Source organism: Anaerolineae bacterium, assembly GCA_013178165.1.
Lineage (GTDB): Bacteria > Chloroflexota > Anaerolineae > Aggregatilineales > Ch27 > Ch27.
Map to the genome: position 1 here is coordinate 133705 of JABLXG010000005.1, position 26541 is coordinate 160245.

The following is a 26541-nucleotide window of genomic DNA, read 5'->3' on the forward strand; positions in this document are numbered from 1 at the left end:
CTCCCTGCGGTACAGTTCCGGTTAGCGCGTCTTTGAAGCGGCGGCAAAGCGGATGTTATGGACAATCTTTCTGACATTGATCTGCTCAGGCGCCTCCAGACGGGCAGCGAAGCGGCGCTGCTGGCCCTGCATGAGCGTTACGTCGCAGCGGTATATGCCGTGGCTTACCGCGTCCTGCATGAGCAAATGCTGGCCGAGGAAGTCACCCAGGATACCTTCCTGCGGCTGTGGGAGCATGGCCATACCTACGACCCGGCCCGCGGGGCCTTCCTGCCCTGGCTGCTGACTATCACCCGCCGCCGGGCCATCGACATCCTGCGCCAGCGCCAGCGCCGTGAACCGGCCCAGCTTGAGACTTTTTCGCTGGATGAGCATCCTTATCTGTGGGAGCAATTCGGGCAATCCGATGAACAGGGCGAACTGCGCCATACGCTGTTCGATGCGCTGGCCGGGCTACCGGAAGAACAACGGGAAGCCATCGCCCTGGCTTACTTCTACGGCCTCTCGCACGGCGAAATTGCCGAGCGCCTGGGCGTACCGCTGGGGACGATCAAGACGCGCATCCGGCTGGGCATGCGCAAGCTGCGTGCGGCCTGGTTTGGAGCGGAACCGCCCTCCGGCAATCCAGTTGACGACTTTGATGCGTAAACTATGGTGATGATGAGCACACCGACCGAAGAACCACTTGAAGCCCTGCTGCCAGCCTACGCGCTGGGCGCTCTGGACCCCGCTGAACGCGCCGCGGTAGAAGCCCGCCTGGCTGCTGATCCGGAGGCGCGTCGCCTGCTGGCGGAATACGAGACTGTGGCTGCGGGACTGGTCTTCGCTGTCCCGGCGCGCCCTGCCCCGGCGGGCCTGCAGGATGATCTGCGCCGCCGCCTGGCCGCCCGCCGGGGCGAAGCCGCACCGCGTTCTGCAACCTCCCGCCGGACAACCACGCTGCTGCGCCTGATCTCCGCCGCGGCAGCCCTGCTGATCGTGACGCTTGGCCTGATCGTAGCCCTGCGCACCGGCGGGGCGCTCCCACCCGCGCAGGTATATGCCACGCTGGAAGCCGAGGGCGACTCGCTGCGCTTCCCGCTGGTGGCTGGAGAGGTGAGCGCCGCCGTCTATGGCGAACTGATCGCCGATCGCGATGGGCGGCGCGCTGTGATCGCCGTCAGCGCTCTGCCGTCGCTCAGCACCGATCAGATCTTCCAGCTGTGGGTGCGGCGGCGGGATGGTGAGGTGCGCAGCGGCGGCCTGTTTCAGCCCGCGCCGGAAGGGATGACCTATGTCAGCGTGCCCCTGCGTGAGGATGAATCGCTTGACGTGCTACTCAGCGTGGGTGCCTCGCTGGAGCCGGCGGGCGGCAGCCCCTATGCCGACCGGCCCACTGGCCCGCGTGTCTTCGCCGTGCCGATCAACCGCGACACCTAGGAGGATGGGAGACCGGCAGGCCTGTAGGAGGCCAGGCGGCCGGGAGATAAGAGAGCAGAGGCAAGCAACCTCAGCGCTTACTCCCTGGCCTCTTTTCCCCTCAGTCCGGCAGATCGATAGCGGGCACTTGGTGTACCTTCAGCGGGCAGCGCCCAAAATTGCTCTTGACCAGTTTTGCAGGCGGCGCTATACTATGGCCAGTTGAACAGGCGGGCTTGGTTCAGTGGTAGAACGTCTCCTTGCCAAGGAGAAGGTCACGGGTTCGAATCCCGTAGCCCGCTCAGAACCCCGGTCGAATGGCCGGGGTTTTTGCTATCAGCCGACTGCTCCAGCTGACCGGAGGCGTGTATGGCCCGACCCTGGTTCGACCATTTTCGCTTTGCCGCCCCGTTCTATGACCGTCTCTTCGCTGGCGGGGAACCTGCCGTCACCATGCTGGATGCACTGGACCTGCCTGCCGACGGCTGGCTGCTGGACGCTGGCGGGGGCACAGGTCGCATTTCCGCCAGCCTGCTGGACCGCGTCGGCGGCGTGGTGGTTACCGATGCCTCCGGGGCGATGTTGCGACAGGCGCGGGAGAAAGGCGGCCTGCATCCGACGCTAGGCCACGCTGAAGCCCTGCCCTTCCCGGCGGGGGCGTTCGCCCGCATCCTGGTCGTGGACGCCTTTCACCACTTCTATCGCCACGCGGAAGCTGCCAGCGAGTTGTGGCGTGTCCTGGCGCCGGGCGGGCGGCTGGTGATCCTGGAGCCCAATATCGCCCGCTGGCCGGTCAGGCTGGTAGCGCTGGGGGAAAAGCTGTTGCTGATGCGCAGCCGCTTCTTCAACGCGGCGGCGCTGGAAGCGCTGATCGGCCGTCAGGCAGGCGCGCAGATCCGGGTGGATACCACCAGCGCCCCGTATTACATCATGCTGGTGGCCAGCAAGGCGGCTCAGCCAGCTGGTTGCGAAGCCGGCAGGTCATAGCTCTGCTGGGGGACGATGCCCCACCGCTGCGGCGGCCAGTAAATCAGCCAGGCGCGACCCATGATGTGGTCGCGGGTGACCGCGCCGAAAGAGTGCGAGTCACGGCTGTTGTTGCGGTTGTCGCCCAGGACGTAGTATTCGTCCGGGCCAAGCACGATCGGCTCACCGGTATAGCGCGGCGCGGCGCTGATGTATGGCTCTTCAAGCGGCTGGCCGTTGATGTAGACCAGCCCATCGCGGATCTCGACCGTCTCGCCAGGCAACCCGATCACGCGCTTGATCAGGTCTTCCTGCGGCTCCGCAAAATCCAGGACGACGACATCGCCGCGCTGGGGCGCGCCCAGCAGGTACGGCAGGCGGATGACGATGATCCACTCGCCGGTTTCAAAGTTGGGCTGCATGCTGGAGCCTTCCACAATGTAGCGCGGGGCCAGCAGGTTCACCAGTGTGTAGATGATCACAACCATCGCTAGCGTGTCGCGCAGATCGCGCCAGAAGGACTGGCTGCGCACACGCGGTCGGGGGAGGAGCGGCGTGGCGGCTTCCATGTCTCCGACTGTTTGCGGTCGGGGGAACATACCGGTGGTCATCTCTTCACTATCCGCACTAACAGCACCTGTCACCATTCGCCTCGTTTTTCGGCTACCTTTTCCAGTACCATAACAGCGGGCTATTATAGTGTAACCGGGCGCGGTCGCCAACCAAATTGGTCGGAACGAGTGCGGACAGGCCCTGTCCCTGAGCCGGGTGACTGACGGAAAAAGAGTCAGGCAGCACGAGTCAGGTGCAGAAGATCCGGCCTGGCAGAATTAGAACTTTTGTGCTATTCTTGATCAAGACCTTGTGGAGCAGGAGAAGGGCCATGACCGACCTGATGACCACTACCGTCAATATTGCACTGCTGGCCGGCGGGGTCGGCTTTGCCCTCTACCTGCGCCAGAAGCTGGAACGTGAGCGCGCCGAGGCGGAAAGTCGCCGCCGTCGTTCCCGGCGCAAAACCTCTACCGGCGGGAGCAAAGCCACCTCCGCCAGGAGTAGCGCCCGGCGCAAAACCGCCTCCGGGCGGGGCAACAGCGCTCGCAGCAATGGCCGCACAACCAGCCAGCGCCGGAGCGCCCGCAAGCCCGCCCGTCCCTCGACTGCCCGGCGCTGATCACCTGAACGCCGCGCCATGACTGATTTTTCCGGCACTTCTCCGGTTGAACGTTTTCCGCCGGGCCGATCGCAGCCTGATCAGCGGCAGACGCGCCTACGCCTGCCGGGCTGGACCGCGCCCGATCACCCGATCGTCGAGCGCGAACTGGATCGCCTGCCCCGCCTGATGCGGTGGCCAGGGCGCGATCTGCGCAGTGTACTGACCCTGCTGCTGATGCTGCTGTTCCCCTGCGCCCTGCTGACCGGCAGCCTGCCGTTGCATCTGGTGCTGCTGCCGTTGAGCTGGCTGCCGCTACTCTTCGCCGCGCCGGCGATCAGCCGGGAGCGAGCCGCCGGGACCTGGGATACCCTGCGCCTGACGCCTTTTTCGCCGGGTGAGCTGGCCCTGGCCAAGGCATGCGCGGTGGCCCGCCACCTGCGCCCGCTGCTTATGCTCCTGCTGGCCGGGCAGGTCGCCTCCTTTCTGACCGCCGGGCTGTTCCTGTGCAGCTTTCTGGGGGCTGGCGGGCATCGCACGCTGGCCGGGACATATACGCGCATGGCCGCCATCACGCCGGAGGGTCTGCCCGCTACGCTTGCCGCCGGGGTGATCGTGGTCGTTGTCGCCCTGGTCGCCGTTCCCCTGGATTACGCGCTCAGCATCCTGGCGGGGTTGCTGGCCTCGTTGCTGACGGCACGTCAGGAGAAGGCCCTGGCCGTCGGGTTGGCGCTGCGTGCCCTGGTCGCCGGGCTGATCCTGCTGGCCGGGATAGGGATGTTCAGTGCCTGGGCCGGCGTGCCCATCGATCCGCTCTCTCTGCTCGGCGCGGGGATGGTCGGCGGGGTATTCGGCTGGCCGCTTGCCGGTCTGCTGGACTGGCAAGGGGCGGCGGCGCTGGCGGCGCTGGTCATGCTCGGCCTGCAGGCGCTGCTCGTCCTGCTGATGGCTGGCGCAGTCATCCGGCAGGCAGGCCGCGCCTGAAAAAGCCGATCTGTGGTACAACGGGGCTGCACGGCCCTGTTTGCTGCTTGCTGTCGGATGCCGCCCATGATCCGCTCCCTGCTAGATCGCCTTGCGCTGCCCGCCTGGGCGCGGTTGGAAAACCCGCTCGTCCGCCGGGAATTACAGGCGTTGCCTTTGTTCCTGGGCCAGGATGGCAACCTGAATGTCAAGATGGCGCTGCTGGCCGCACTGGGGCTGGGATTGATGCCATGCTCCTGTTCGTGTGGCGGGTGGCCGTGGTCGCTGCTACAGGTCGCCCTGAGCCTGATCCCGTTGCTATGGGGCGCATTGCTGATCAACCGTGAACGGGTGGCGGGCACCTGGGAATTGCTGCGCACAACCCCCTACAGTGACACCGAGATCGTGCTGGCCAAGATCAGCGCGGTGCTGTACCGCCTGTCCCCGCTGCTGGCCCTGTTGTTGAGCGGTCAGGCGGCCTCCTTCCTGATGACGGGCCTGTTCGCCGCTACGGTCTTCCTCTCCACAACGGTGAGCGTCAACGGCGTGCCGGTCTGGCCAGCGATGCCGGTTCTGGCAGGCGGGAGTGAGGCGCTGCCGCTGGCTTACGGCCTGGCCTTTGCCATGCTGCTGCTGACCACGGTGCTGGACTTTGTGACCAACATCGTGATCGGCGTGCTGGCCTCCAGCCTGACAGCGAGCCGCGGGACGGCCTACGCCGGGGCCATCGGCCTGCGCGTCGTATTGTCGCTGGGGTGGATCGTTCTGGGCGCGCTGGGGCTGGGGCTGATCGCGTCGCCGGAAGTCCCGGCGTCTGGTCTGCTAGCGCTCAGCGCCGCCGCGCAACCGGCCCTGTGGCTGATTCTGATCACCCCGGCTACCGCGCTGGCGCCGGTGGCGCTGCTCACCGGGCTGGCGCTGGCCGCGCAGGTCGTCCTGCTGATCGGGCTGTTCCGCCTGGTGGTCTGGCGGGTAAGCCGCAGCTGATCTTCCCGCTGCCATCCTCAGGGCGGTCGCGGGTGGCGTTTGCAGGGCGCTGGCGCTTCTGCCACAATGATCAGCAATCATCAACCACCATCTGCGACCATGAGGCCCGGCCATGACTACCGCATGCTTCATCGACCCGCGCACCGACACCCACACCTGGCCCGACCATGTTGAATATGCCGGCCGCCGCCAGGCCATCGCCCGCCTGCTGGAAGAATCCGGCGCACTGGCCCGTCTGGACATCCGCCAGCCCCTCCCCGCCACTGATGAGCAACTCCTGACCGTCCATACACCGGAGGTGCTGGACCTGCTGGCGCAGGTTGAGCGGGAACGACGGCCACTGTTCTACGACGCGGACACCTATATCGTCCCGGGGACCAACCTGGCGGCGCGGCTTTCCGCCGGGGCGGCGATCCAGGCGGTAGATGCTGTGCTCGGTGGCAGGGCGGATAACGCGTTGGTGGCCATGCGCCCGCCCGGTCACCACGCTCTACCCGGCCAGCCCATGGGCTTTTGCCTGCTGGCGAATGTGGCGCTGGCAGCCCGTCACGCCCGCCAGACGTGGGGTCTGCAGCGTGTTCTGATCGTTGATTATGATGTTCATCACGGCAACGGCACCCAGGACATCTTCTATAGCGAGCCGGAAGTGTTGTTTGTGTCCCTGCATCGCTGGCCGTTTTACCCCGGCACTGGCAGCCTGGATGAGATCGGGTTCGCCGCCGGGGCCGGGGCGACGGTCAATGTGCCGTTGCCGCCCGGCCAGGGAGACGCCGCCTACGCCGCGATCTTCGAACAGGTGGTGTGGCCGCTGGCCCGCCGCTTCGCGCCGGAATTGATCCTGGTTTCTGTCGGCTTCGATGCCCACTGGGCCGATCCGCTGGGCGGGCAACTGCTCACCCTCAGCGGCTACGACCACCTGGCCCGCGAATTGATCCGCATGGCTGACGCTTTTTGCAGCGGGCGGATCGTTTTCGTGCTGGAAGGCGGCTATCACCTGCCGGCGCTGGCACAGGGTGTGCTTGATCTGGCCCTAGCCCTGCTGGGCGATCCCGCCGGGAACGATCCATTGCCCCTGCCGGAAGATCTGCGCCGGCGGGCGGCACGTTTGCCGCCGCCGGACGGGGTGATCGCCCGCGTCCGGCGTCTGCACGGGCTGTGATCTGGCGCTGCCGCCTGCCGGCTGCTCGACCGGGAGCGGCAGGGCGGTTACACTGAAGGTAGCGCCGCTGCTCGCTGCCAGTTGAGGGCTGCCTGATGGCTGATTTTGTCCGCATTTACCCCAATGTGACCCTGCCAGAGGATGCACAGATCGATGACTTTGTGATCCTGGGGCGCGCGCCGCGCGGTCGCCAACCCGGCGAGTTGCCGCTGGTCATCGGCCCCGGTTGCGTGATCCGCTCGCACACCGTGATCTACGCCGGTTGCACCATCGGCGCGGGTTTTCAGACCGGCCATCATGTCATGATCCGGGAGGAAAACACGATCGGCGACCGGGTTAGCATCGGCACGCACAGCGTGATCGAGCACCATGTGACCATCGGCGCCGGAGTGCGGATTCACACACGCGTGTTCGTGCCGGAATATACTGTGCTGGAGGAAGGCTGCTGGCTGGGGCCGGGCGTCGTGATCACCAATGCCCGCTATCCGCTCAGCCGGGGCGTCAAGGAGCGTCTGCAGGGTGCTCATATAGAAGCCGGGGCGATCATTGGGGCCAATGCCACACTGCTGCCCGGCGTGCGCATCGGGGCGCAGGCGCTGGTCGGCGCGGGGGCGGTGGTCACGCGCGATGTGCCGCCCGGCGCGGTGGTTGTGGGCAACCCCGCCCGCGTGATCAACCAGATCGATCAGATCGACGCCTACGATCCGGAGTAACCCGGTCTCCTTGTGCTAATCTTAACTGCATTGCATCTTGCTTCTAACCCATCACCCCCTGTACACTGAGATAGTCAACCGGGTAGAAGGGATGCACCATGGCACGCACCGCCGAAGACATCCGCCGCGCCGCCTACGAGATCACGGCAGCATTTGAGGGCAGCGGCTACGCCAGCTACCAGAACATTGATGCCGGGATTGTCAGTTACGGGCGCTTCCAGTTCACCCTGGCCTCTGGCAGCCTGGCCGCCGTGCTGGAGCGTTACCTGGCAGCTGCCAGTAGCCCTGCTGCCGCCGCCCTGCGCGAAGGCTACCTGAGCCGTGTTCAGGCGCGGGATGAAACCCTGCGCGGCGACGAGTCCCTGCGTGCCCTGCTGACCGGCGCAGCAGAGGAACCGGCCATGCAGGCCGCCCAGGACGCTGTCGCCGCTGAACGTTACTGGGATGTTGTGCAGCGCCTGAGCATCCTGCCGCGCAACATCCAGACGGCGCTGGGGCAGGCCATGCTCTTTGACATGGCGATCAATCACGGCCCGCGCCACGACATGATCGGGCTGGCGGAAGCGGCGCTGGGAGTCCCGCCCAAATCACGGATGCCGGACAATGGCGTGGCCGAGCCGGAGCTGATCCGGCGCGTGGCGCAGATCCGGCAGGAGCGGCTGTACCGCCTGGCGGACAAACATGGCTGGGGTGGGCTGCGGCGGCGGGGCGACTTCTGGCTGAACCTGATCCTGGCTGAGGACTGGGACCTGCTGGGTGACACCGATGGGCTGCTGACCATCCTGCCTGGCCGGCGCGTCCGCGTACGCTGGCCGGCGTGAAGCGGCAACAACACAACGCGCCTGTCGCCCGCCGGGAATCCGCTGGCCGGATGAGCCAGCGGGCCTGTTGTACTAACGTCCGGGCGTCTCAGTAGCCCTTACGGTAGACCGGGTCGGTTGTGCTGGCCGTATCGGCGGGCATGGCGCTATCCTTGCCCAGCACCCGGCGCACAAAGGCCGGCCACCAGTTGACCTGTTCCCCCCGGTCAGCGTACTGCGCCAGCACCTGTTCCGATTCGATGGCACATTTCTGCCCCAGAGCGATGAACTGCTCTCGGCTCATGCCGGCAGCGGCTACGCCCCACTTGCGCCCGGTGTGGACGTGCAGGACTTCATCAGCCCAGTCGTAATCCTGAAAAAGCCGGGCCAGCGGATCGGCGGCTTCCCCGGTGATTTGCCATTCGTACTTCTTGCCATCGGTGGCCCGCATCAAGCTCTGCTCGATCGTGTAGAGCACGGCGTGCGCCTCCAGCGGGGAAAGGGCTGTGTTGAGGCGGATGGCAAAGCCGGGGTGCAGCGGAATCTCCCGCCGCCAGTCGATGCCCAGCCGCTCGAAGTAGACCTCACCCATCATGGCGTGGCGGGCTTCGTCCCAGAGCTGGCGGCACATATCGACGTAATATTGCCAGGGCTGCCGTTCTGCTTCGGCGATGATCCGGGCCATTGCCTCCGGCACGTCCATTTCCAGCGTACGCTTGCACATCAGGGCCAGCGTTTTCTCATCGGCGGGGATGCCTTCCGTGCGAGCCACCTCATGCGGCGGAAAGACGAAATTCCACTGCCCGGTGAAACGCTCATCGCGGCGCGGGAAAAAGTCCGGCTGGAAGGGTCGCCTGGCGCGGGAAGGCGGGAGGGTGACCTCCGGCAGTGGTTCCGCGCCGGAGACGCCCCCGGCCGCGGCCAGGTACGCCTGGACATGGGCGATCCAGGCCGCGGCGCGGGCCTGCGCCTCCGGCGTATCGGTCAGCGCAGCCAGCGCCGCTCCCCCCCAGGCGACGATGTCTTCCTGCTCCAGGATCAACAGGCGCAACACCCGCCGCGTCGGATGATCAACCAGGGGGTTAGCGGCGGCATAGTGCTGGCGCAGGGCGGCCAGCAAGGCCGGACGCAATGCGCCATAGACACCGGCGATCTTCTCCAGCGTGTCCTCCGCCGCCAGGACTTCATCCAGGCAGGCGTCCAGCGCGGTATCCGGGGGAACATCCAGGCGCGGCGGTGGGTTACGCATCTCGCTGACCCGCGCCCGGATCAGGGCGGCGTGCTCAGCGTCCAGGTAGGCGTGCAGGCTGAGCGCCTCCTTGACTTCCCACTCCGGCGTGGGGTTCAGCCAGTAGAGCGCTGCTTCCATCAGGCGTTTGGCGATCCAGGCATAACGCACCAGACGCGCCACAGTGCTATCGACATCCAGGCCGATCCGGGCCGCTTCCTCATAGGTGCACAGCCCGGCCAGCGGGGGAATTTGCGGCATAGCACAGCCCTTTCCGGGACAACCCATCAACTCACGATCGCAGGCTGGCAATCACTCACTGCGCCCGCCAGAGCCGGGCTGCAGTAATTTACAGGTATTGTATCGGATTTTTGCCGTGCGGGGCCAGCGAAGATAGCGGGGAGGCAGGGAACAGATCGGGGACAGGGAGTGGACAGCACGGCTGCGCCGGGGCAGACGCCGGTCGCCCGAATCCTCCGAACCATCTACAATAAACCAGTAAAGTACTTCTTCATCTGGAGAGAGCAAATCCGATGTTCGACCTCTGGAAGCTGCATGATTTTGATCCCGGCGTGGGGTTGGCCGCTGGCGTTCATAGAATTGATTTCGACGAAACCGGCTGGGTGGACGTGCCCGTCCCCGGTGACGTGCACCGCGCTCTTCTCGCCGCTGGCTGGATTCAGGACCCCTTCTACGACCGCAACGAGGATTCCGTCCGCTGGATGGAGGAGAAGGAATGGTGGTATCGCCTCCGCTTCAACGGCCCGGAGGCCCCGCCCGCCCCCGGTGAGCGCGACCGCCTGATCTTTCACGGGATGGACACCTTTGCCACCGTCTACCTCAACGGCGAACCGCTGGGCAGCCACCGCAACATGTTCCGCCCCGCCGCCTTTGACGTCAGCGGGGTGCTGCGCTACGGCGCGCCGAACACGCTGGCCGTGCGCTTTGACCCGCCCCTGGCCTGTGTACCGGACGTTTCCAGCGTGGAGCCGTGGGGACCCAACCAGGAGCGCATTTTCATGCGCAAGGCCCAGTTCGGCTTTGGTTGGGACTGGGGGCCGCGCCTGCCGACCATCGGCCTGTGGCGCCCGGTCGAACTGCGCCGGGAACGGGCGGCGACGCTGCGCGGCGTGCACTTCCACACCCTGCACCTGACTCCGGCGCGGGACAAAGCCATCGTCGCCGTGCGGGTGGAAGTTGACCGCTTCGCTGCGGAGGGGTCGCTGGGAGCCGCCATCCGCCTGACCACACCTGACGGCGGCGCAACGGCCCGCTACCCGCTGAATATCGCCGCTGATGAAGCCACCGCCCACCTGACCATCAAGGCCCCCACCCTGTGGTGGACGCACGACCTGGGCGATCCGGCGCTCTACACGCTGGAAGTCGATCTGCTGGCCGGGGACGCTGTTGTGGACACGTGGCGGGGCCGCGTTGGCGTCCGTACCGTGGCCCTTGATCAATCCGTCGATACGGCGGAGCCGGGCACGCGCTTCTTCCGCTTTGTGCTCAACGGTGTGCCGATCTTCGCCAAGGGCGCCAACTGGATCCCCGCCGATTCGTTTGTCGGGGCGATCCCCGCCGAACGGTACGAGATGCTGCTGACCGCCGCCCGCGAGGCGCATATGAACATGCTGCGTGTGTGGGGGGGAGGCATCTACGAGCACGACGTTTTCTACGACCTGTGCGATGCGCTGGGCATCCTGATCTGGCAGGACTTCATGTTCTCCTGCGCCCCGTACCCGGAAGACCTGCCAGACTTCACCGCCGAGGTGGAGGCCGAGGCCGAATACCAGGTGCGGCGGCTGCGCAGCCATCCCTGCCTGGCGCTGTGGTGTGGCAACAATGAGAACCAGTGGTTGCACGATATGCGCAACTTCGCCACCCCCGGCGTCCCCGTGCCCGGTGCACTGTTCTACCACGATCTGCTGCCGCGTATCGTGGCCGCGCTGGATGGCGTCACCCCCTACTGGCCGGGCAGCCCCTACGGCGGCAATGACTTCAACAGCCAGGAAGATGGCGACCGCCACAACTGGAATGCCTGGCATGGCAACTATGACCGCCGCTTTGGGGAATTGCCCCGCCAGGACACTTCCCCGGAGAGCGTCTCCTACCGCCGCTACGCTGAAGACCGGGGCCGTTTCATCAGCGAGTTCGGGTTACACGCCGCGCCCGTCCTGGAGACGCTGCGCCGCGTCATCCCCGAAGATCAGCTTTACCACCACAGCCCGTCCATGGATCATCACAACAAGGATAACCCCAAGAATAAGGGCGATAACCTGATGGTCTCTGTAACCAGCCTGCCAGCGACGCTGGAGGAGTACATCGACTTCAGCATGATCGCTCAGGCGGAGGGCCTTAAGTTCGCTATTGAGCACTTCCGCCGTCGCAAGCCGCACTGCGCCGGGACGCTGGTCTGGCAGCTCAACGACTGCTGGCCGGTGCTGAGCTGGTCAGTGCTGGACTACTATGGCTTCGGCAAGGCGGGCTACTATGCCGTTCGGCGGGCTTATGCGCCGGTGCTGGCCTCCTTCCGGGAAAGCGCTGATGGGCTGGAGCTGTGGATCACCAACGATACGCTGGCGGATGTTCAAGAGACGGCCATTGTCCGGCTGGCGACATTCAGCGGGGAGACCCTGTACGAGGAGACGGTGGGCTTCAGCGTGGCGGCCAACAGCAGCGCCTGTGTAGCCTGCTGGCGCACGGAGCAGCTGCCCGGCGGCCCGGATCGCTATGTCTCCGTCCGCAAGGATGTGCTCTTCCCGCCCAACCGTCATTTCTTCACGCCGGTCAAGGACCTGCAGCGCGCTACGGCGGAGTTGATGGTGGAGTTCGACCCGGTCAGCGATCATGAACTGGTGGTCAGCGTCAGCGCCTCGACCTACGCCAGCTTCGTGCACCTGACCGTGCCACACGAGGCCACCCGTTACAGCGACAACTACTTCGACCTGTTCCCCGGCGAAACGCGCGCAGTCACCATCCGCAATGACGCCGTTGTCCTGACGCCGGAGATGGTCACCGTGCGGGGGCGTTAGCGAGCGCATTAAAGCGCCGCGCCGGAGGCAACCCCACTACGACTGCTGCCAGTCTCGCCCTGCCATAGCCCTGCCCTGGCGGGGTGAGGCTGGCGGTTGCTAAAGAGCACCCGTCTGGAATACGAACCAGACGAGGTAATAGTAGCCGAGCACCGCCGCGACCAGCACGGTATCCAGCCGGTCAAGCATCCCGCCATGGCCGGGGATGAGGTGGCTGGAATCTTTGACATGCGCCTGGCGCTTGAAGGCGGACATGCCAAAATCCCCCAGCGGCGTGACAAGGGCGATCAGCAATCCCAGTGCCAGGCCGTGTCCCGCTGTCAGGCCGGGCAGCGACGGCCCCGCCAGCGCGCCGACGGCCAGGCCGAAGATGGCCGCCGCCGCCACGCCGCCAGCATACCCTTCCCAGCTTTTCTTGGGGCTAATCCGGGGGGCCATCTTGTGCTTCCCGAAGGCTGTGCCCACAAAATACGCGCCGGTATCGGCGACAAACGTGCAGAAAAGCACCAGTAGCGTCCACCACTGCCCATCCGGCAGCAGCCGCAGGAGCAGCAGCCGCGCCCCCGGCCAGCCCAGTAACAGGCCAGCAGCCAGCGTGATCGAAAAGCTGTTCAGCGGCGTGGCATCTCCCCGCTGGAAGCGGAGCAGCATCAGCGCCAGCGCCAGCAGGATCACCAGCGCCAGTCCAGGCCCCAGCAGGTCCGGCCAGCGCACCGCGCCCAGGATCACCAGCAGCGCCGCCGCTGCCAGCGCAAACGAGGGCGCGTAACCCTCAAGCCGGGCCAGATGGATCAATTCCCAGACTCCCCGCGCCAGGAGCAGCACCGCCGCGATCTGGTAGACGGCCCCGCCCGCCAGCACAACCAACACCAGGACGGGCAGGGCCACCACCGCCACAAGGGTACGGGTCAGAAGCATAGGTCAGGTTCTATCCGGTCATCAGGGGGCCGACTCTGGCGGGGCCAACGCGCCAAAACGACGCTCGCGCTGACAGTAGTCGATCAGCGCCTTGCGGAATTCCTCCCGGTCAAAGTCCGGCCATAGCGTGGGCGTGGCATAGTACTCTGCGTAAGCTCCCTGCCACAGCAGGAAGTTGCTGATGCGCAGTTCGCCGCTGGTACGGATGATCAGGTCAGGGTCGGGCAGGCCTGCGGTATACAGGTAACGGGAGATCACGTCCTCTGTGATCGCCTCAGGGGGGAGGCCGTCGGCGATGATGCGCCGTACCGCCCGCACAATCTCGTCGCGCCCGCCGTAGTTGAAAGCGATGTTGAGGATCAGGCGGTCATTGTTGCGGGTCAGTTCGATGGCATGCCGGACTTTCTGCTGCAGCTTAACCGGCAGCCGATCAGGCTCGCCCAGATGGCGCAACTGCACGCCTTCCGCGTTGAGTTCGTCAAGCTCCCGGTCGATCACGCTCTCCAGGATGTGCAGCAGGGCGCGCACTTCCCAGCGGGGCCGGTTCCAGTTTTCGGTGGAAAAGGCGTAGATCGTCAGGATCTTGACGCCAAACTCAACCGAGGCGCGGATCACCCGCCGCAGGTTCTCAGTGCCAGCCTCATGACCGGCCCGGCGCGGCAGGCCGCGCGCCGCCGCCCAGCGCCCGTTGCCATCCATGATGATGGCCACGTGGCGGGGAATATTGTGGGGCAATGGCTGCTCCGGGGTGGTACTGACCTCAGTAACCACGCAGGTCTAGACCTCCATCACTTCGTGCTGCTTGCGCTTGCCGATCTCTTCGACCTCGGCAATGTACTTATCGGTGAGTTCCTGAATCTTATCGATGGCCAGGTCGCGATCGTTTTCCGAGATCATCTTCTCCCGTTCCATCTCGCGCAGGTCGTCAATGGCGGAACGCCGGACGTTGCGGATGGCGACTTTGGCTTCCTCCATGCGCTTGCCGACCAGGCGGACCAGTTCCTTACGGCGCTCCTCCGTCAGGGGCGGGAGGTTGAGGCGGATGTTGGTGCCATCGTTATTGGGGGTCAGGCCCAGGTCAGAGGCCAGGATCGCCTTTTCGATCAGCTTGAGCGTCTTGGGGTCATAAGGCCGGATGGCGATCTGCTGAGGTTCGGGGATGGAGATACCGGCCAGTTGGTAGAGGGGTGTGGGAATATCGTAGTAGTTGACCATGATCTTCTCGACCAGGGCGGCGCTGGCGCGCCCGGTCCGCAGCCCGGCCAGGTCCTCTTCCAGGACGGCAAGCGCCGATTTCATGCGTTGCTCGGCATCATGTTGCACTTCCTTGATCATGGTACTCTCTCCTTCAACCGGCATGACGCATTACCGGCGGATGGCGGGCAGCCGCCGGCAATTAACAGGCACATGTTCCTCAGGCAAACCGATTGTCACCGATCCAGTTTGCCTTGTCAACCGCGCTTATGCTGCCCGGTTCCGCGTGTCCTGCCCGGCCTCTGACTGCCGTTCACTATACAACCGTCCGCGGTGTTTTCCTCACTGCGGCGCTCCTGACGGCTTCCGGGCTGCTGCCACGCACTGCCGGTCTGGCCTCCCAGGGGGGATTCCGGCTATACTATCGACAGTACAACTGACCCAGCGAAAGGATCTGCGCGCATGACAATCAGCCGCGAGCAGGTGGAACACATCGCCGAACTGGCCCGGCTGGCCCTGACCGAGGAGGAGATCACGCTTTACGCCGAACAGCTTTCCAGCATCCTGGCCTATGTGGAACAGTTGCGGGAGCTGGATACGGCGGCCATCCCGCCGACGGCGTCTGTGTTGCCTCTCAGCAATGTCCTGCGCCCGGATGAGATCGCGCCATCACTGCCCACCGCTGAAGCGCTGGCCAACGCGCCCGATGCCGCCGACGGGCAATTCCGCGTAGCGGCGGTGCTGGACGAAAGCCCCTAGCCAGGGTATAGACCCGCCGCCAGATCGCGCCGGCGGCTTCCCGGCTTGCCGGGAGAAGTCGTGTGGGGGGAGAAGAAGACGATGTCTGAACAGGCTCGCATCCTGATCGTGGATACCGCCGCCGACGTGATCCAGCCGCTGACGGCATACTTCCGGGAACGCGGGGCGGAGGTGATCGTCGCCCATGACGCGGAAAGCGCCCTGCAGGAAGCCGCCCGCCACCCTGATATCCTGTTACTGGCGGCCACCCTGGGCGATACTGACGGCCTGGAGATCTTCCGCCGTCTGCGCCAGAACCCGCGCCTGGCACACCTGCCGATCATGTTCATCGCCGACTACCGCGACACCCTGCGCCGCAACCAGCTCCTGGCGGAGGGCGCCGATGATGTGATCGCCCGGCCCTTCGATGTCGAACTGGTCGGTCTGCGGGTGCGCAACGCCATCCAGCGCGCCCGCCGCGAGGATGTGACCGACACGGTCACCGAGTTACCCACTGGCTTGTTGCTGGCGGAAAAGCTCAAGGAACTGGATGACCGGCCAGACTGGTGCGTGCTGACCGTGCGCCTGCTCCACTTTGACGCCTTCCGCGATCGCTACGACTTCATCGCTGGCAACGAGGTGCTGCGCTATACGGCGGCCACGCTCAACGCCATTGCGGCACGCTTCGCCGGGGATGAAGCCTTTGTCGGCTATGCCAGCGAAGCGACCTACGTGTTGCTGGCTCCGCGCGCCCATTGCGCCGTGATCAGCGCCGCCATCCAGGCGGAGCTACCCGCCGGTCTGCAACAGTTTTACACATTCACCGAACGCGAGCAGGGCTATGTGATGGTTGATGACCGGCGCGGTCATGCCGAACAACGCCCGCTGATGCAAATCCGGCTCCAGGAAGGCCGACCCTGATCCCTGGCCGCCAGCCGTGCCACGCTCACCGGCAGGTTCAGGACGGTTGCGGCTCCTCAACCGGGGCAAAATGGCGGAGATACTCCTCAACAGTCAGGCCATCGTCATCGTGGTACCACGCTTCGTGGTCGGACCAGACCTGACAGGCATGGCATTGCGTGACCTTCCAGACTTTGCCACAGGCAGGGCAAACACCGTGCGTGGTGAAGGTATGCCACTGATGCCCGCAGCTGCAGGCCCAGCGGGCATTGGGCGGCGGGCGCCAGTCACATTGCCCAGGGCCTCAGCAAAGGTCAACATCTTCAGCCGGTTCTCGGCCAGCTTACGCTCACTGGTGGCGGCCATGGTATACTCTCCTTCGCCTTTGATATCTCACTTTGTCCGCGAAGAAGATTTACTGTACACATAATATTCACATCACGTCGTTCTTGACTTTCTCAATAATTTGGACTAGTATTGTCATATCTAGTTTTATTTCTAGTTTTATTACCAAAAAGGAAGGCCTATGCCTATGTCTGCGCCGATTGTTTTCATCAGCCGTAACAAGATCAAAGAAGGCAAAGCCGATGTATTCAGGAAACACTATCCAAGACAGTATCCAACCGATATTTGATGGCAAACCCGGCACGCTGGCTCAACTTGGTTGCGAAAACGAAAAAGGTACAAAGTTTACCGTCATTCGAGTCTTTTTTCCAATGCAGATGCGCTAGACCAACAAATCCAGGGCGCAGATGAACGGTCAAAGAAAGCGTATGAATATATCGAGCCAACTGCGATTGAGATTTTCGGAATGCCCAATCTCGCCACAGATAAAGAAGATAGCGGGATCAGGGATTACTGTGAGCATCAGCCCAAATCATTCGGGCGGCTTTATTCGATAGACTAAAAAGGAGATAGTGATGGCTCTACAATTTGAATCTTCAGAAGTAATTGACCGACCAATCGACAAAGTATTTCGCTTTTACGCTGTAGAGCATGTTCGAAATCACCCCCGCTGGGATTCAGATATCGAACTCTGGCTGGATTCTGACATTCCCATTGGCATTGGAACGATCATCCACAGGCGTAACAAACGCAGTGGAACTCCTGTTGAAGGAACTATGAAGGTCGTTGAATTCGAACCCAACCGCATGCTCGCAATGGAAATCCATGATGGTCCTGCTATCATGTATGGTAGGACAACATTTGAAGCGATTAATGAGAACCAAACCAGACTCACTACCATTATTGATATACCGTGGATGGATGAAAAAACAGACAAGACTTTTATGAACAACCGATTGGCACAAGCCTCTCAAATCAGAAAACAACTGATGGAATCTGAGTTGTAAGGTGTACAGTTAACCTTCTAGGCGGACAGCTTGACTGAAACGTTCGACCGTCTGGATGGGACATGCCACGCTGGCGACAGGCTTCACGTACGTTGCCCAACTGCTCGGCCAGCTCCAGCACACTCAACCGGTGACGTGCCAGTTTGTCTTCTGCGTTCATGGTCTCTCCTCTCCTTCTACTGATCTATACTCCCTGTTCGGAGAGAAAGTTTAGAATACAGCCTAGTTGTTGGCAACATCCTGGCAGTCCTGACGGTAAATCTCAATAGTTCGCCCCATTACATTCAGTATGTGGCAAAGCTCAAATGCATGGGAGTCCATGTACTGTTGGATAGCAGGGGTTATCTCCATCTCGTTTAGCACATAAACGACCACACTGGGCTGAATGACTTCCCAGACTGCTTCAGGAGTACTGACCTGAAAACGCTGTTGTGCAGCATGCTCCGCTCCAGAGGTTACCAACTGATGATGTGGAAATGCCCATACCATACTCACCGGCCCAAGAATGATATCGTCTTGGCCGAGATAAGGTTCGAGCGGTTCGGCAAGTTCTTCATAGAAGTATGGTTCTCGTTCACCGCTAGCTATCCAGCGGATAACATTATCCCATTCGATAAACGTCCCGGAACTCTGCGCGAGCAGTGCCACTACCAACACTGTACCAGCCAGTGCAGCACGCAGATTTTTGCCACGCGAGATACCTGGGCTGCTAAACCCATCGAGGATCAATGTGCCTGCCGGAACCATGAGCAATACAGCGTAGATACTCGGATAACCTTGGGTATCTAGCAGAAATGCCCCAGCAAAAATACATGCCAGTATAGTCAGGTAACGGCAATCAGAGGCTCGCCTGCGCCACAACAGGTAGAGTAATCCCCCCCACACCATCGGACGCTCCAGAAAGGGCCATTCCAGAAACTGCCTGATGATTGGCCTGTCCCAGTTCCAGCGACTACTGACCAGATTGCTTAGGTACACCTCTAGTCCGCCAATCGACCAGATGTTAAAAACAAGATAGATGGTCGTGCCCCCTAGCGCACCAGCGGCAAAAACAAAGATAGGCAACGGCGATTCCCGAGTCCAGGTATGAGTCTGGCGTGCGCGACGCCAGATTGCGATGACTTCCAGCAGGTAGAACAGACTCAGCCCTACTGCAAAGACAATGCCCGCTGCATGCAACTGCATGGAGAGTGTCGCCAGTAATCCGCATAATAGATGCAAGACCAGCCCAACATGCCGTTTTTCTGTATCTCGCGCTTTGAGCGCGATGAAAACAAGGATGATTCCGGCTGCGGTCAGTTGATGATCAGGTCTGTAGTCATAAGCAGGAATAATCCGTCCAAGAATCGCGACTGTCGTACTGATTGCGGCTGCATGACGTCCGTAAAGGTGATTGCTGACAAGCCATACGCCAGCGAAGGCAATCACGTACATACTGAAATTCCATAGCCGCCCAATATACAGCCTGTAGCCTAAGCGCTCGAGGAGCCAGCCGTAGGCTGGAACGCTCCATCCTAGACCGGGCGCAATCTTGTATGGTGTCATATACCAGGTACGAGCATAGACCCCTCCCTGAAGCCAATATGTGGTTGCCATATCAGCCCAATGACCTTCATCCGGTGAAAACTTGAGTTTTGTTGCACCAGTGATCGCCAACGGTAATAATAACAGCAATCCAACTATCAAAAGTAGCCACATCCAGCGGTCAAAACGGATCACCCGATCAGGCCGGGTGAAAGTTAAAACTGCCGTGAATGCCCACCAATTGTACGAAAGATACACCAGAAATTGTTCCGCAATTGACGTATGCCACAAGATGAATAATACGATTCCACTAATAGCAATGCTCGTGACTACAACACCAAGAGACAACCCGTTCAAAAAGGTAATCACACGCTTCTGTGCGATTACCAGTGCTATCCAGCCCAATGTAATTATCAAACTGGCTAGTAGAACAAGTCCGTAACGTACACTATAACGCCCTAGAACTGCAGGGCTGTCGCTCTGCTGTTCCCACAGCAATGGGAGCACCAGCGCTTGTAAGGCCAGACCTATAATCAAATATCTGCCGGGGGATAGTCTGGTGAGAATAGCGTCCCGATATTCACCCAACATGAATATCCCTTACCTCACACAACGGGTTGCGCACTGCCCCTACAAAGTTGGACACAAAAACACAAGTTTTGTCAGGTCAAAGACGTACATAGACCCAAGTATTCATCCAGGTGGATGTGAATCTGTGGGTGAACCATCTGCCGTGGGGGGCATACGAAGTAGGTAGGTTCCGGCTGGCTAAAGCTTAGCTTATACAGCTTAACCCGGCAAAACGCAACCCTGCCGCGAACAGCAGCAGAATCACCATGAAGCCCAATGCCGCCCTATGTTCCTCTGCTGGCCCATCGCATCCTCACGGGGCAACCATCGGCACGGCACGCAGCATCAGGAACATGTACAGGGCGAACAGCAGCGCCAGCGCCGTCATCGACACGCCAAAGACGCCGGGCAGGTCGGCGGCGGAGAGGATCGGCTCTGCGCCGGGGCGCTCCTCCCCGGCCAGTTCCAGTGCGATCTGCTCCTGCCGCCCGCGCAGGTCGTGGTACAGGATGGTGAAATAGATCACCCCCAGCGGCAACACCAGCATCTCAACAACCATCGTCATGATCTGGGCCAGAACCAGCGACTCCGGGGCCAGCAGGATCGCCAGGAAGTCCAGCGGCACGCTCAACAGGAAGCGCAGGGCGTACAGGGCCAGAGTCATGGCGAAGATCAGCCAGATGCGCTGTTTGCCAAAGCTCCAGGCGCGGCGCAGCCGCCTGCTCAGTGACCCCTCCTCCAGCGCCAGGGCTGGCGCCAGCAGCGGCACCCAGGCCAGATACGTGTAGATGGTCAATCCCAGCCCCAGCACGCCTACACAGAACATCGCGCCCAGGATACTGCCCACCAGCAGCGCGATCAGCACCAGCCCGGCCAGCAGATGGCCCGCGCCCAGAGCGCGCAACCGTGGGCCAATCCTCCCCAGCGCAGCGGCCAGTGATACTGCCCCGCCCTGGTAGGCCGCCGAAGCCATCAACGCGCCGATGCCGCCGCCGATCACCCCCAGCACCACGATCTGGATGAACAGCTGCACCACCACCTGCTGCAACATCAGCAAGCTGTTCTGCAGCAGGTTGTCCATGGCCGATTGCAGCAGCGCCGGATTGCCGGGCATCTGCCCGCTTTCCAGCGATCCCATGATCTGTTCCAGCGCCGCCGGATCAAATGACGGCTGGGGCAGGATGGCTGCCAGCGCCAGATTGATCAGCACCAGCGGCGCTACCGCCAGCAGACCCAGCACCAGCCACTGCGGGAAATACTGGAAGTACAGGCGTACCGTCCAGCGGATCATCTCCCGTGGGGTGAGGGGGCGGAAAAGCGACATCAGGGACATACCACGCTCCTGCTTGGATGTGCGGCAGGGCACATCGGAAAACCGACACTATCCCGGCCAGTATAGCACAGCCGGCAGCTTTCAGCGGTTAGCTGGTCAGGTCAACCCTGGCAACGAAGCGGATCGCACCCGGCCCATCCCTCCTGGCTGTCTCCTGCTGTCGCTGGCGGCGCGGCTGCCAATCCCTCTGCTCGCTGTCGCCAGGACTCGTCCGTCTTGATCCCAGCCCAACTTGCCGCCAGCCGGAGCCGCGGCTACAATCCCCGCCCATGGCATTCCACGGATTGATCACCATCTTCATCTTCGGGGCGGTGGCGCTGGGCGCGGGGGCGATGCTGGCCCCGGCGCTCCCGCCATCCGCCGCGCCGATCCGCCAGCGAACGGCTCCCCGCGTCGGCCTGGCGGCGGCGCTGGCCCTGGCTGTGGTGATCGCGGGGGCACTGTTCCTGGCAGCACTCTTTGGCTGGGATACCCTGACGATCGACTACCTGTGGTTCGCCCTGCTGATCGGGATTTTTCTGGCCGGTACGCTGGCGCGGGGGACTTCCCGCGGGGAGGCCGCCGGGCTGCGGGATGCTGATCTGGGCTGGCCGGGCGCGCGGGAACTGGCTTTCTTCGCCCTGGCGCTGGCGCTCTTCGCCGCGCCGCTGCTGGTGTTGCCCGTCCCACTGGATACCGATGCGCAGGGGTTTGGCTACCTGGCGCTGATGCTGCGCGAAAGCGGTTCGCTGACCACGCTGGCCCCCTTCCACCCGGAGATCGAATACCTGTACTCGCCCGGCTTCCCAGCGTTAGCGGCATACCTCAGCCAGCGGCTGGGCATCGGCCTGCACACGATCCAGTTCGCGGCGGCGGCGGTGCTGGCCCTGCTACTGATCTGGCTGCTGTGGGACTTTGGCAACGAGATCGAGGATGTGCTGGACCCGGACGCTGCCGCGCAGGAGCGCCCGGCACGGCACACAGGCGGGATGATGGCGCTGATGGGCCTGCTGGGGACAGGTCTGCTGACCGCCTACATGGATTCGCACTACACCACGATCATGGCCCTGGTCTTCGCCCTGGCCTTTCTGCTATTCGTAACACGCTATTTACGCGGCGGGCGGTGGGCGGACGCGCTGGCGGCGGCGGCGACACTGGCCGCCGTGCCGCTGACCCACCCCGACACGACGATCATCCTGATGCTGGGTTATGTCCCCTGGCTGGGCACGATCTGGCTGGCCCGGCCCCGACCAGCGTTACACCGCTGGCTGGTCATGGCGGCGGGAATCCCTCTGCTGGCCCTGATCGGTATTCTGCCCTGGCTGGCACGGATCGCGCCGTTGCTGGGCAGCGGCATCGCCTCCCCGTTTGAAATCGACCCCGGCCACTGGCGCGTGCTGGTCTTCATGCACGGCGGGCTGATCCTCCCGCTGGCGCTGGGCGGGGCGGTCATCGCGGCCCGGCGGCGTGCCCCGCTGGACCTGTTGATGCTCGGCTGGCTGCTGTTAGTCATCGACTTCAGCACGGTCGGGCTGCTGGAGCGCGTTACATTTGGCCTGCTGGACCCGCTGCTCAGGTACGATTACCCGTTCAGCATCGCCTGGCACGGGCCGATCATCCCCTATGCTTACCTGAGCGCGTCGGCTGTCCTGTGGCTGCTGCGGCGGATCGGCTGGGGGCGTGTGCGGCGCGCCCTGGGCCGGCTGGCCTGGCCGGCGCTGGCCCTGACAGCGGCGGGCATCGCGCTGGGGATCGCCTTTGCCGAGCCGCTGCGCGACTTCAGCAAGGGCAGGATCGGCTTCTTTGGCGCGTTCGCCTCCCACGCCGATGTGCAGGCAATGACCTGGCTACGGGAGAACACCCCGCCGGAGACACGCATCCTGAACTTCCCCGGCCCGCAGGAAGGCGACTGGGCGCCGATCATCAGCGAGCGGGACACAATCTACTTCCGGATGCAGCCGTTCTTCCGCCAGAGCGAGCAGGCGGAGGCCGAGCAGGCGGCGCTATACGGTTTCTGGCAAGACCCGGCGGATCCGGCCTGGGCGGCGCAGCTGCGCGAGGCCGGCGTGACCTATGTGCTGGTGCCGCAGGTGGTGGGGAACCCGGCAGCGTTTGAGCGGATGTGGCGCTGGCGGCAGCCGTTCGCCTGGGAACTACAGACGCGTTCGACGGTTGCGGAGGCGCCTTACCTGACGCTGGCAGCAGATTTCGACGGCGCGCAGGTGTGGCAGCTGAAGTAGAGGCTGCGCCGCCCGATCACGGCACGAATTCGCCCGGCTCCACTAGCGCCCGCACCTGATAGAGATCGCCATCCACAAAGCCGCGCGCGCGGTAGTATTCCCGCGTGCCCACTGCCGAGATCACGGCCAGGCGGCGGTAGCCCCGCGCCCGCGCGATCGCCGCAGCTCGCTCGATCAGCGCCGTGCCCAGGCCAATGTGCTGAGCTTTGCCCGGCGCATTCTGCCCGATTGCCACTGACTGGCCGTAAACGTGCACCTCGCGGATCATGGCCGCGTCGCGCAATTCGGCGGTGAGCGGCGGCTGCTCCGGCAGGCTCAGGCGTAGAAAGGCGGCGATGTCCCGCCCGGCGGTGATGTACTGCAGGAAGACCTCCTGGCTGCCCCCGGCGGCATACCACAGCTCATCCAGATGCAATTCCTCCGGCGCAACCTGCCGCCCCCGGATCTCCCGCCCGCGAATGTCCGGGCTGCGTTCGCCGCTGGCGGCCAGCGCCTGTTCCACCAGCTGGCGGAAGTTGGTCAGCCGGTTGCCGACAACGATCTCGGTCGAGGGGATATCGCGGACGACACGGGTCAGGCGGCAGTACTCCGGCGTGCGGCGGAAGCAGGCCGTCAGCACATCCAGCAGTTCCTCGTGGGTGTAAGGCTGCCATTCCCCCGCCTCGTAATAGCGCATCAATTCCGCGCTCTCCAGCAGCGAACACGGGTAGATCTTCAGTTCGTCCGGGCGGATGGCCGGGTCGTCAAACAGGCGGGTGTAATCGGCTTTGTCCGCCTCCGGATCGGAGCCATAGAGGTTAGGCATCCAGTGACCGTGAATCTTGAACCCGGCCTGGCGCAGCAGTGTGATCGCTCGCCGGGTAGCCGCTACATCGTGCCCGCGCCGGTTGAGGCGCAACACCTCGTCATTCAGGCTCTGGATGCCGATCTGTACCTTGGTGCCGCCCAGTCGCCGAATGCGCAGGGCTTCCTCGACGGTGAGGTAATCGGGCCGCGTTTCCACCACCAGCCCCACACAGCGGCAGGCGGCGGTCTCATTACGGCGCTGGACAGCGGCCAACTCATCCCAGGTAGCGTATTCATCCAGGACCGTGCGCTCCCTTGCGCCGCTGACGATGGCCGCTGCCGCCGAACGGGAACGGGCCAGTTCCGCGCGGTAAATATCCTGCACGATCTGGTTGTAGGTGCGGGAGAGTTCCCGCCCGTCCACGCTAACGCCGACGGCCTGGTTGGCCGGGTGAAGCTGCGACGCGGCACGCAGGGCGGCTTCCACCGCGTCAAACTCGCGATCAGCGTATTCCGGGCCGCGGCTGAAGTCGTTGAGCGCGTCGAAAATACGCTTGACGAACCAGATCTGGTAGTTCTCCGGGTAGAACGACCACGTCCCGCCCAGGATGATCAGCTCGATCTTGGCGGTGGGATGGCCGATGCTGGTATAGGCCCGCAGACGGCTGATCGTCTGCAGGTAGGGGTCAAAGCTGTTCTGCGCAGCCCGCAGCGCACCCGGTTCCCCGGTGACGTAGCTCTTGGGCATCCGCACGTCGTTCGGGCAGAAGATGCACTCTCCGGGGCAGGGGAACGGCTTGGTCAGGACGGTCACCGGCGTCACGCCGGAATGGGTGCGCACCGGCTTGAGCCGGATGCGCTCCAGCACGGCGGGATCGAAGGGCGGCAGGCCATCTGTCCCGGCGAAGGCGCGATAGGCGCGGACGATGTCTTCCCGGCGGAACAGGTCGCGGCCATCGCGGGGATAGCGGTGCAGGACGCGGCTGATCGTCTGCGGCGTGATCTGCGGAGCGGCGATTAACTCGCGCAGGATGGCAAGCAGCGGCTCGCGGTAAGCGTCCAGATCGAGGTCGGGGCGGTAGTGGCGCTTGGGTGACATGGCGGCAATGACTCCTCCCGTGCCGGGCTGAAGGAGTATTGTACCATGTCAGGGGCTTCTGAATCAGCCCGATTGTCTTTGCCCCAGGCCCCCACGTGGGCGAAAGAAACACGCTCCGGCGGGGCGATCCGCCAGAGCGTGGGCGCTACAAGAACAACCACCTTCTAGACTTGCTCAGCCTCCAGGATTTCATAGCGGCTGGTGATCCGCGCTTTCTCCCGCAGCATAGCCGAAGCGCCGCAGTATTTCGTCTCAGAAAGCTCAATAGCGCGGGCAACCGCCTTTTCATCTACATTGTAGCCGGTCACGCGGTAGACCACATTGATCGTGCCGAAGTAGCGCGGGTGTTCTTCCACCTGAATACCTTCCACCTCTACCTCAAAAGCGGTAACGGCCTGCTGTTTCTTACGCAGGATGCTGATCACGTCCATCGCCGTGCAACCGGCCAGGGCGACCAGCAACAGCTCCAGCGGGCGGAAACCGCGGTCATGCCCGCCGACTGCCTCTTCAGCGTCGAGGGGGATGATCCCACCGGGCCAGGTACTGCCCAGGCCCTCAAATGTCATATCGCCTTTCCAGACGACCTTCGCCACTTTGTTCGCCATGATTCTCTCCATCTCCTTGCCGGAGGGCGCCGCGCGGCCAGCCCTCCGGAATAGCTCTTACCCGCAAAATGCAGATCATAATGGCGCCTGTGCGCCTGCCATCATACCGCCTCGGAGTGCGTTCAGCTCTGCCCGCCCAGGTGCGGCGTGACGGCGCGCTCCAGCGTAGCGCGGGAGATCATGCCCGTCCACATCTGAACGATCTGCCCGGCTGGATTGATCAGAAAGGAGGAAGGCAGGCCGGTTACGCCATAGTCTGCCATGACGGCGCCTTCTGTGTCCAGCGCCACCGGGAAGTTCAGCCGCTGCGCCGCCAAATACTGGCTGACTGTCGCCGGTGACTCCTGTTCGTTGACGCCGATCAGCACGAATCCCTCCCCGGCATGGTCGGCATAATAGGCCGCCAGATCGGGCAGTTCCGCCCGGCAGGGCGGGCACCAGGTCGCCCAGAAGTTGACCAGCACGTAGCGACCGCGGTAATCGCTCAGCCGCAGCGTGGCGCTGCCGTCCGGTGCTGGCAGGGCGAAATCGGGCGCTGCCGCCTGCAAGCCGTCCCGCGTAACCGGTTCCGTCGCGCTTCCCGTCGATGGGCTGGCGGCAGCGATCACCCCGACTACAATGAGCAGCAGGCCGATCGCCAGCAGGGCAGGCGGGGAAGCCAGGGTGGTCAGCAGCGTACGTCTGGGATGGCGGCGTGCGGATCGTGTGGTCATGGTTGAGCGTCCCCCCGGCAGGAATCCAGTTGCGCACTTGAGGCGTTGCGGCGGGCGGGCCGGGGCCGCCGTTGCCCCGCGTGATGACCCAATCTGATTGGTTTAGATGCTCCGCCCGGCGCAGCGTTGCATAAGAAACTGCCTAGAATCCTTGCCGTAACCTTTCCCGCCCGGCCTGAACGTGGTATGGT

At 63.5% G+C, this 26541-nt stretch carries 24 protein-coding genes and 1 tRNA gene; 15 read left to right on the forward strand and 10 right to left on the reverse strand.

The genetic code is table 11. The features are described 5' to 3' along the window. Nucleotides 1–57 precede the first annotated feature (57 nt). The 4 genes from HPY64_05885 to HPY64_05900 all read left to right on the forward strand — a co-directional run bounded on the left by HPY64_05885 (nucleotide 58) and on the right by HPY64_05900 (nucleotide 2385). Nucleotides 58–648 carry a sigma-70 family RNA polymerase sigma factor gene (locus tag HPY64_05885; GenBank protein NPV66658.1) on the forward strand — a complete coding sequence of 197 codons (591 nt, stop codon included), beginning with the start codon at nucleotides 58–60 and terminating at the stop codon, nucleotides 646–648. Nucleotides 649–660: 12 nt separating this feature from the next. Then, nucleotides 661–1419, forward strand: a complete 759-nt coding sequence (locus HPY64_05890) for a hypothetical protein (protein ID NPV66659.1) — start codon at nucleotides 661–663, stop codon at nucleotides 1417–1419. A gap of 209 nt (nucleotides 1420–1628) precedes the next feature. Beyond that, nucleotides 1629–1700: transfer RNA gene (locus HPY64_05895), tRNA-Gly, on the forward strand. A gap of 67 nt (nucleotides 1701–1767) precedes the next feature. Further along, entirely contained in the window at nucleotides 1768–2385 is a 618-nt protein-coding gene (locus tag HPY64_05900) for a class I SAM-dependent methyltransferase (GenBank protein ID NPV66660.1), read from the forward strand. Here HPY64_05900 and lepB read toward each other — a convergent pair. Then, entirely contained in the window at nucleotides 2352–2975 is a 624-nt protein-coding gene (gene lepB / locus HPY64_05905; GenBank protein ID NPV66661.1) for a signal peptidase I, read from the reverse strand. The genes HPY64_05900 and lepB overlap by 34 nt on opposite strands. 272 nt (nucleotides 2976–3247) lie before the next feature. Here lepB and HPY64_05910 point away from each other — a divergent pair, with 272 nt between their 5' ends. From HPY64_05910 to HPY64_05935, 6 genes are all read left to right on the forward strand, one after another. Next, nucleotides 3248–3538, forward strand: a complete 291-nt coding sequence (locus HPY64_05910) for a hypothetical protein (protein ID NPV66662.1) — start codon at nucleotides 3248–3250, stop codon at nucleotides 3536–3538. An 18-nt stretch (nucleotides 3539–3556) separates the two neighbouring features. Continuing rightward, nucleotides 3557–4501: a hypothetical protein gene (locus tag HPY64_05915; GenBank protein ID NPV66663.1), complete on the forward strand. Its 945-nt coding sequence runs from the start codon at nucleotides 3557–3559 to the stop codon at nucleotides 4499–4501. Nucleotides 4502–4567: 66 nt separating this feature from the next. Continuing rightward, nucleotides 4568–5467 carry a hypothetical protein gene (locus tag HPY64_05920; GenBank protein NPV66664.1) on the forward strand — a complete coding sequence of 300 codons (900 nt, stop codon included), beginning with the start codon at nucleotides 4568–4570 and terminating at the stop codon, nucleotides 5465–5467. Nucleotides 5468–5579: 112 nt separating this feature from the next. After that, entirely contained in the window at nucleotides 5580–6626 is a 1047-nt protein-coding gene (locus tag HPY64_05925; protein ID NPV66665.1) for a histone deacetylase, read from the forward strand. A 95-nt stretch (nucleotides 6627–6721) separates the two neighbouring features. Beyond that, nucleotides 6722–7339 carry an N-acetyltransferase gene (locus HPY64_05930; GenBank protein NPV66666.1) on the forward strand — a complete coding sequence of 206 codons (618 nt, stop codon included), beginning with the start codon at nucleotides 6722–6724 and terminating at the stop codon, nucleotides 7337–7339. Between the two features lie 98 nt (nucleotides 7340–7437). Continuing rightward, nucleotides 7438–8160 (forward strand): hypothetical protein, encoded by a 723-nt coding sequence (locus tag HPY64_05935; GenBank protein NPV66667.1) that lies wholly within the window; start codon nucleotides 7438–7440, stop codon nucleotides 8158–8160. An 88-nt stretch (nucleotides 8161–8248) separates the two neighbouring features. Here HPY64_05935 and HPY64_05940 read toward each other — a convergent pair whose 3' ends face one another. Next, the gene (locus tag HPY64_05940; protein ID NPV66668.1) at nucleotides 8249–9628 is read right to left on the reverse strand and encodes a hypothetical protein; all 1380 of its coding nucleotides are present in this window, start codon (nucleotides 9626–9628) and stop codon (nucleotides 8249–8251) included. Between the two features lie 272 nt (nucleotides 9629–9900). Here HPY64_05940 and HPY64_05945 point away from each other — a divergent pair, with 272 nt between their 5' ends. Further along, complete coding sequence (locus tag HPY64_05945) at nucleotides 9901–12399, forward strand: glycoside hydrolase family 2 protein (GenBank protein ID NPV66669.1); 2499 nt, start codon at nucleotides 9901–9903, stop codon at nucleotides 12397–12399. A gap of 99 nt (nucleotides 12400–12498) precedes the next feature. Here the strand turns inward: HPY64_05945 and HPY64_05950 are convergent, their stop codons facing one another. From HPY64_05950 to frr, 3 genes are read right to left on the reverse strand one after another with little or no spacing between them, the layout of a single operon-like run. Next, on the reverse strand, nucleotides 12499–13317 hold the full coding sequence (locus HPY64_05950; protein ID NPV66670.1) for a phosphatidate cytidylyltransferase: 819 nt from the start codon (nucleotides 13315–13317) through the stop codon (nucleotides 12499–12501). A gap of 21 nt (nucleotides 13318–13338) precedes the next feature. Beyond that, complete coding sequence (locus HPY64_05955) at nucleotides 13339–14052, reverse strand: isoprenyl transferase (protein ID NPV66671.1); 714 nt, start codon at nucleotides 14050–14052, stop codon at nucleotides 13339–13341. 42 nt (nucleotides 14053–14094) lie between these two features. Beyond that, a complete protein-coding gene (gene frr / locus HPY64_05960) occupies nucleotides 14095–14652 on the reverse strand; it encodes a ribosome recycling factor (protein NPV66672.1) in 558 nt (185 codons plus the stop codon). A gap of 321 nt (nucleotides 14653–14973) precedes the next feature. On the opposite strand from frr, the gene gatC reads away from it, so the two are divergent. The 3 genes from gatC to HPY64_05975 all read left to right on the forward strand — a co-directional run bounded on the left by gatC (nucleotide 14974) and on the right by HPY64_05975 (nucleotide 17501). Then, complete coding sequence (gatC, locus tag HPY64_05965) at nucleotides 14974–15270, forward strand: Asp-tRNA(Asn)/Glu-tRNA(Gln) amidotransferase subunit GatC (protein ID NPV66673.1); 297 nt, start codon at nucleotides 14974–14976, stop codon at nucleotides 15268–15270. Nucleotides 15271–15351: 81 nt separating this feature from the next. Then, nucleotides 15352–16170 (forward strand): response regulator, encoded by an 819-nt coding sequence (locus HPY64_05970; GenBank protein NPV66674.1) that lies wholly within the window; start codon nucleotides 15352–15354, stop codon nucleotides 16168–16170. Nucleotides 16171–17069: 899 nt separating this feature from the next. Beyond that, nucleotides 17070–17501, forward strand: a complete 432-nt coding sequence (locus HPY64_05975) for a hypothetical protein (GenBank protein ID NPV66675.1) — start codon at nucleotides 17070–17072, stop codon at nucleotides 17499–17501. Between the two features lie 222 nt (nucleotides 17502–17723). Here HPY64_05975 and HPY64_05980 read toward each other — a convergent pair whose 3' ends face one another. Both HPY64_05980 and HPY64_05985 read right to left on the reverse strand, forming a co-directional pair. Then, the gene (locus tag HPY64_05980; protein NPV66676.1) at nucleotides 17724–19616 is read right to left on the reverse strand and encodes a hypothetical protein; all 1893 of its coding nucleotides are present in this window, start codon (nucleotides 19614–19616) and stop codon (nucleotides 17724–17726) included. 292 nt (nucleotides 19617–19908) lie between these two features. Further along, complete coding sequence (locus HPY64_05985; GenBank protein NPV66677.1) at nucleotides 19909–20928, reverse strand: hypothetical protein; 1020 nt, start codon at nucleotides 20926–20928, stop codon at nucleotides 19909–19911. Nucleotides 20929–21197: 269 nt separating this feature from the next. Here HPY64_05985 and HPY64_05990 point away from each other — a divergent pair, with 269 nt between their 5' ends. After that, on the forward strand, nucleotides 21198–23147 hold the full coding sequence (locus tag HPY64_05990) for a hypothetical protein (GenBank protein NPV66678.1): 1950 nt from the start codon (nucleotides 21198–21200) through the stop codon (nucleotides 23145–23147). A 16-nt stretch (nucleotides 23148–23163) separates the two neighbouring features. Here the strand turns inward: HPY64_05990 and HPY64_05995 are convergent, their stop codons facing one another. From HPY64_05995 to HPY64_06005, 3 genes are all read right to left on the reverse strand, one after another. After that, nucleotides 23164–25032 carry a tRNA uridine(34) 5-carboxymethylaminomethyl modification radical SAM/GNAT enzyme Elp3 gene (locus tag HPY64_05995; GenBank protein NPV66679.1) on the reverse strand — a complete coding sequence of 623 codons (1869 nt, stop codon included), beginning with the start codon at nucleotides 25030–25032 and terminating at the stop codon, nucleotides 23164–23166. 164 nt (nucleotides 25033–25196) lie between these two features. Next, the gene (locus HPY64_06000; protein NPV66680.1) at nucleotides 25197–25637 is read right to left on the reverse strand and encodes an OsmC family protein; all 441 of its coding nucleotides are present in this window, start codon (nucleotides 25635–25637) and stop codon (nucleotides 25197–25199) included. 122 nt (nucleotides 25638–25759) lie between these two features. After that, nucleotides 25760–26350: a TlpA family protein disulfide reductase gene (locus HPY64_06005; protein NPV66681.1), complete on the reverse strand. Its 591-nt coding sequence runs from the start codon at nucleotides 26348–26350 to the stop codon at nucleotides 25760–25762. Nucleotides 26351–26541 lie beyond the last annotated feature (191 nt).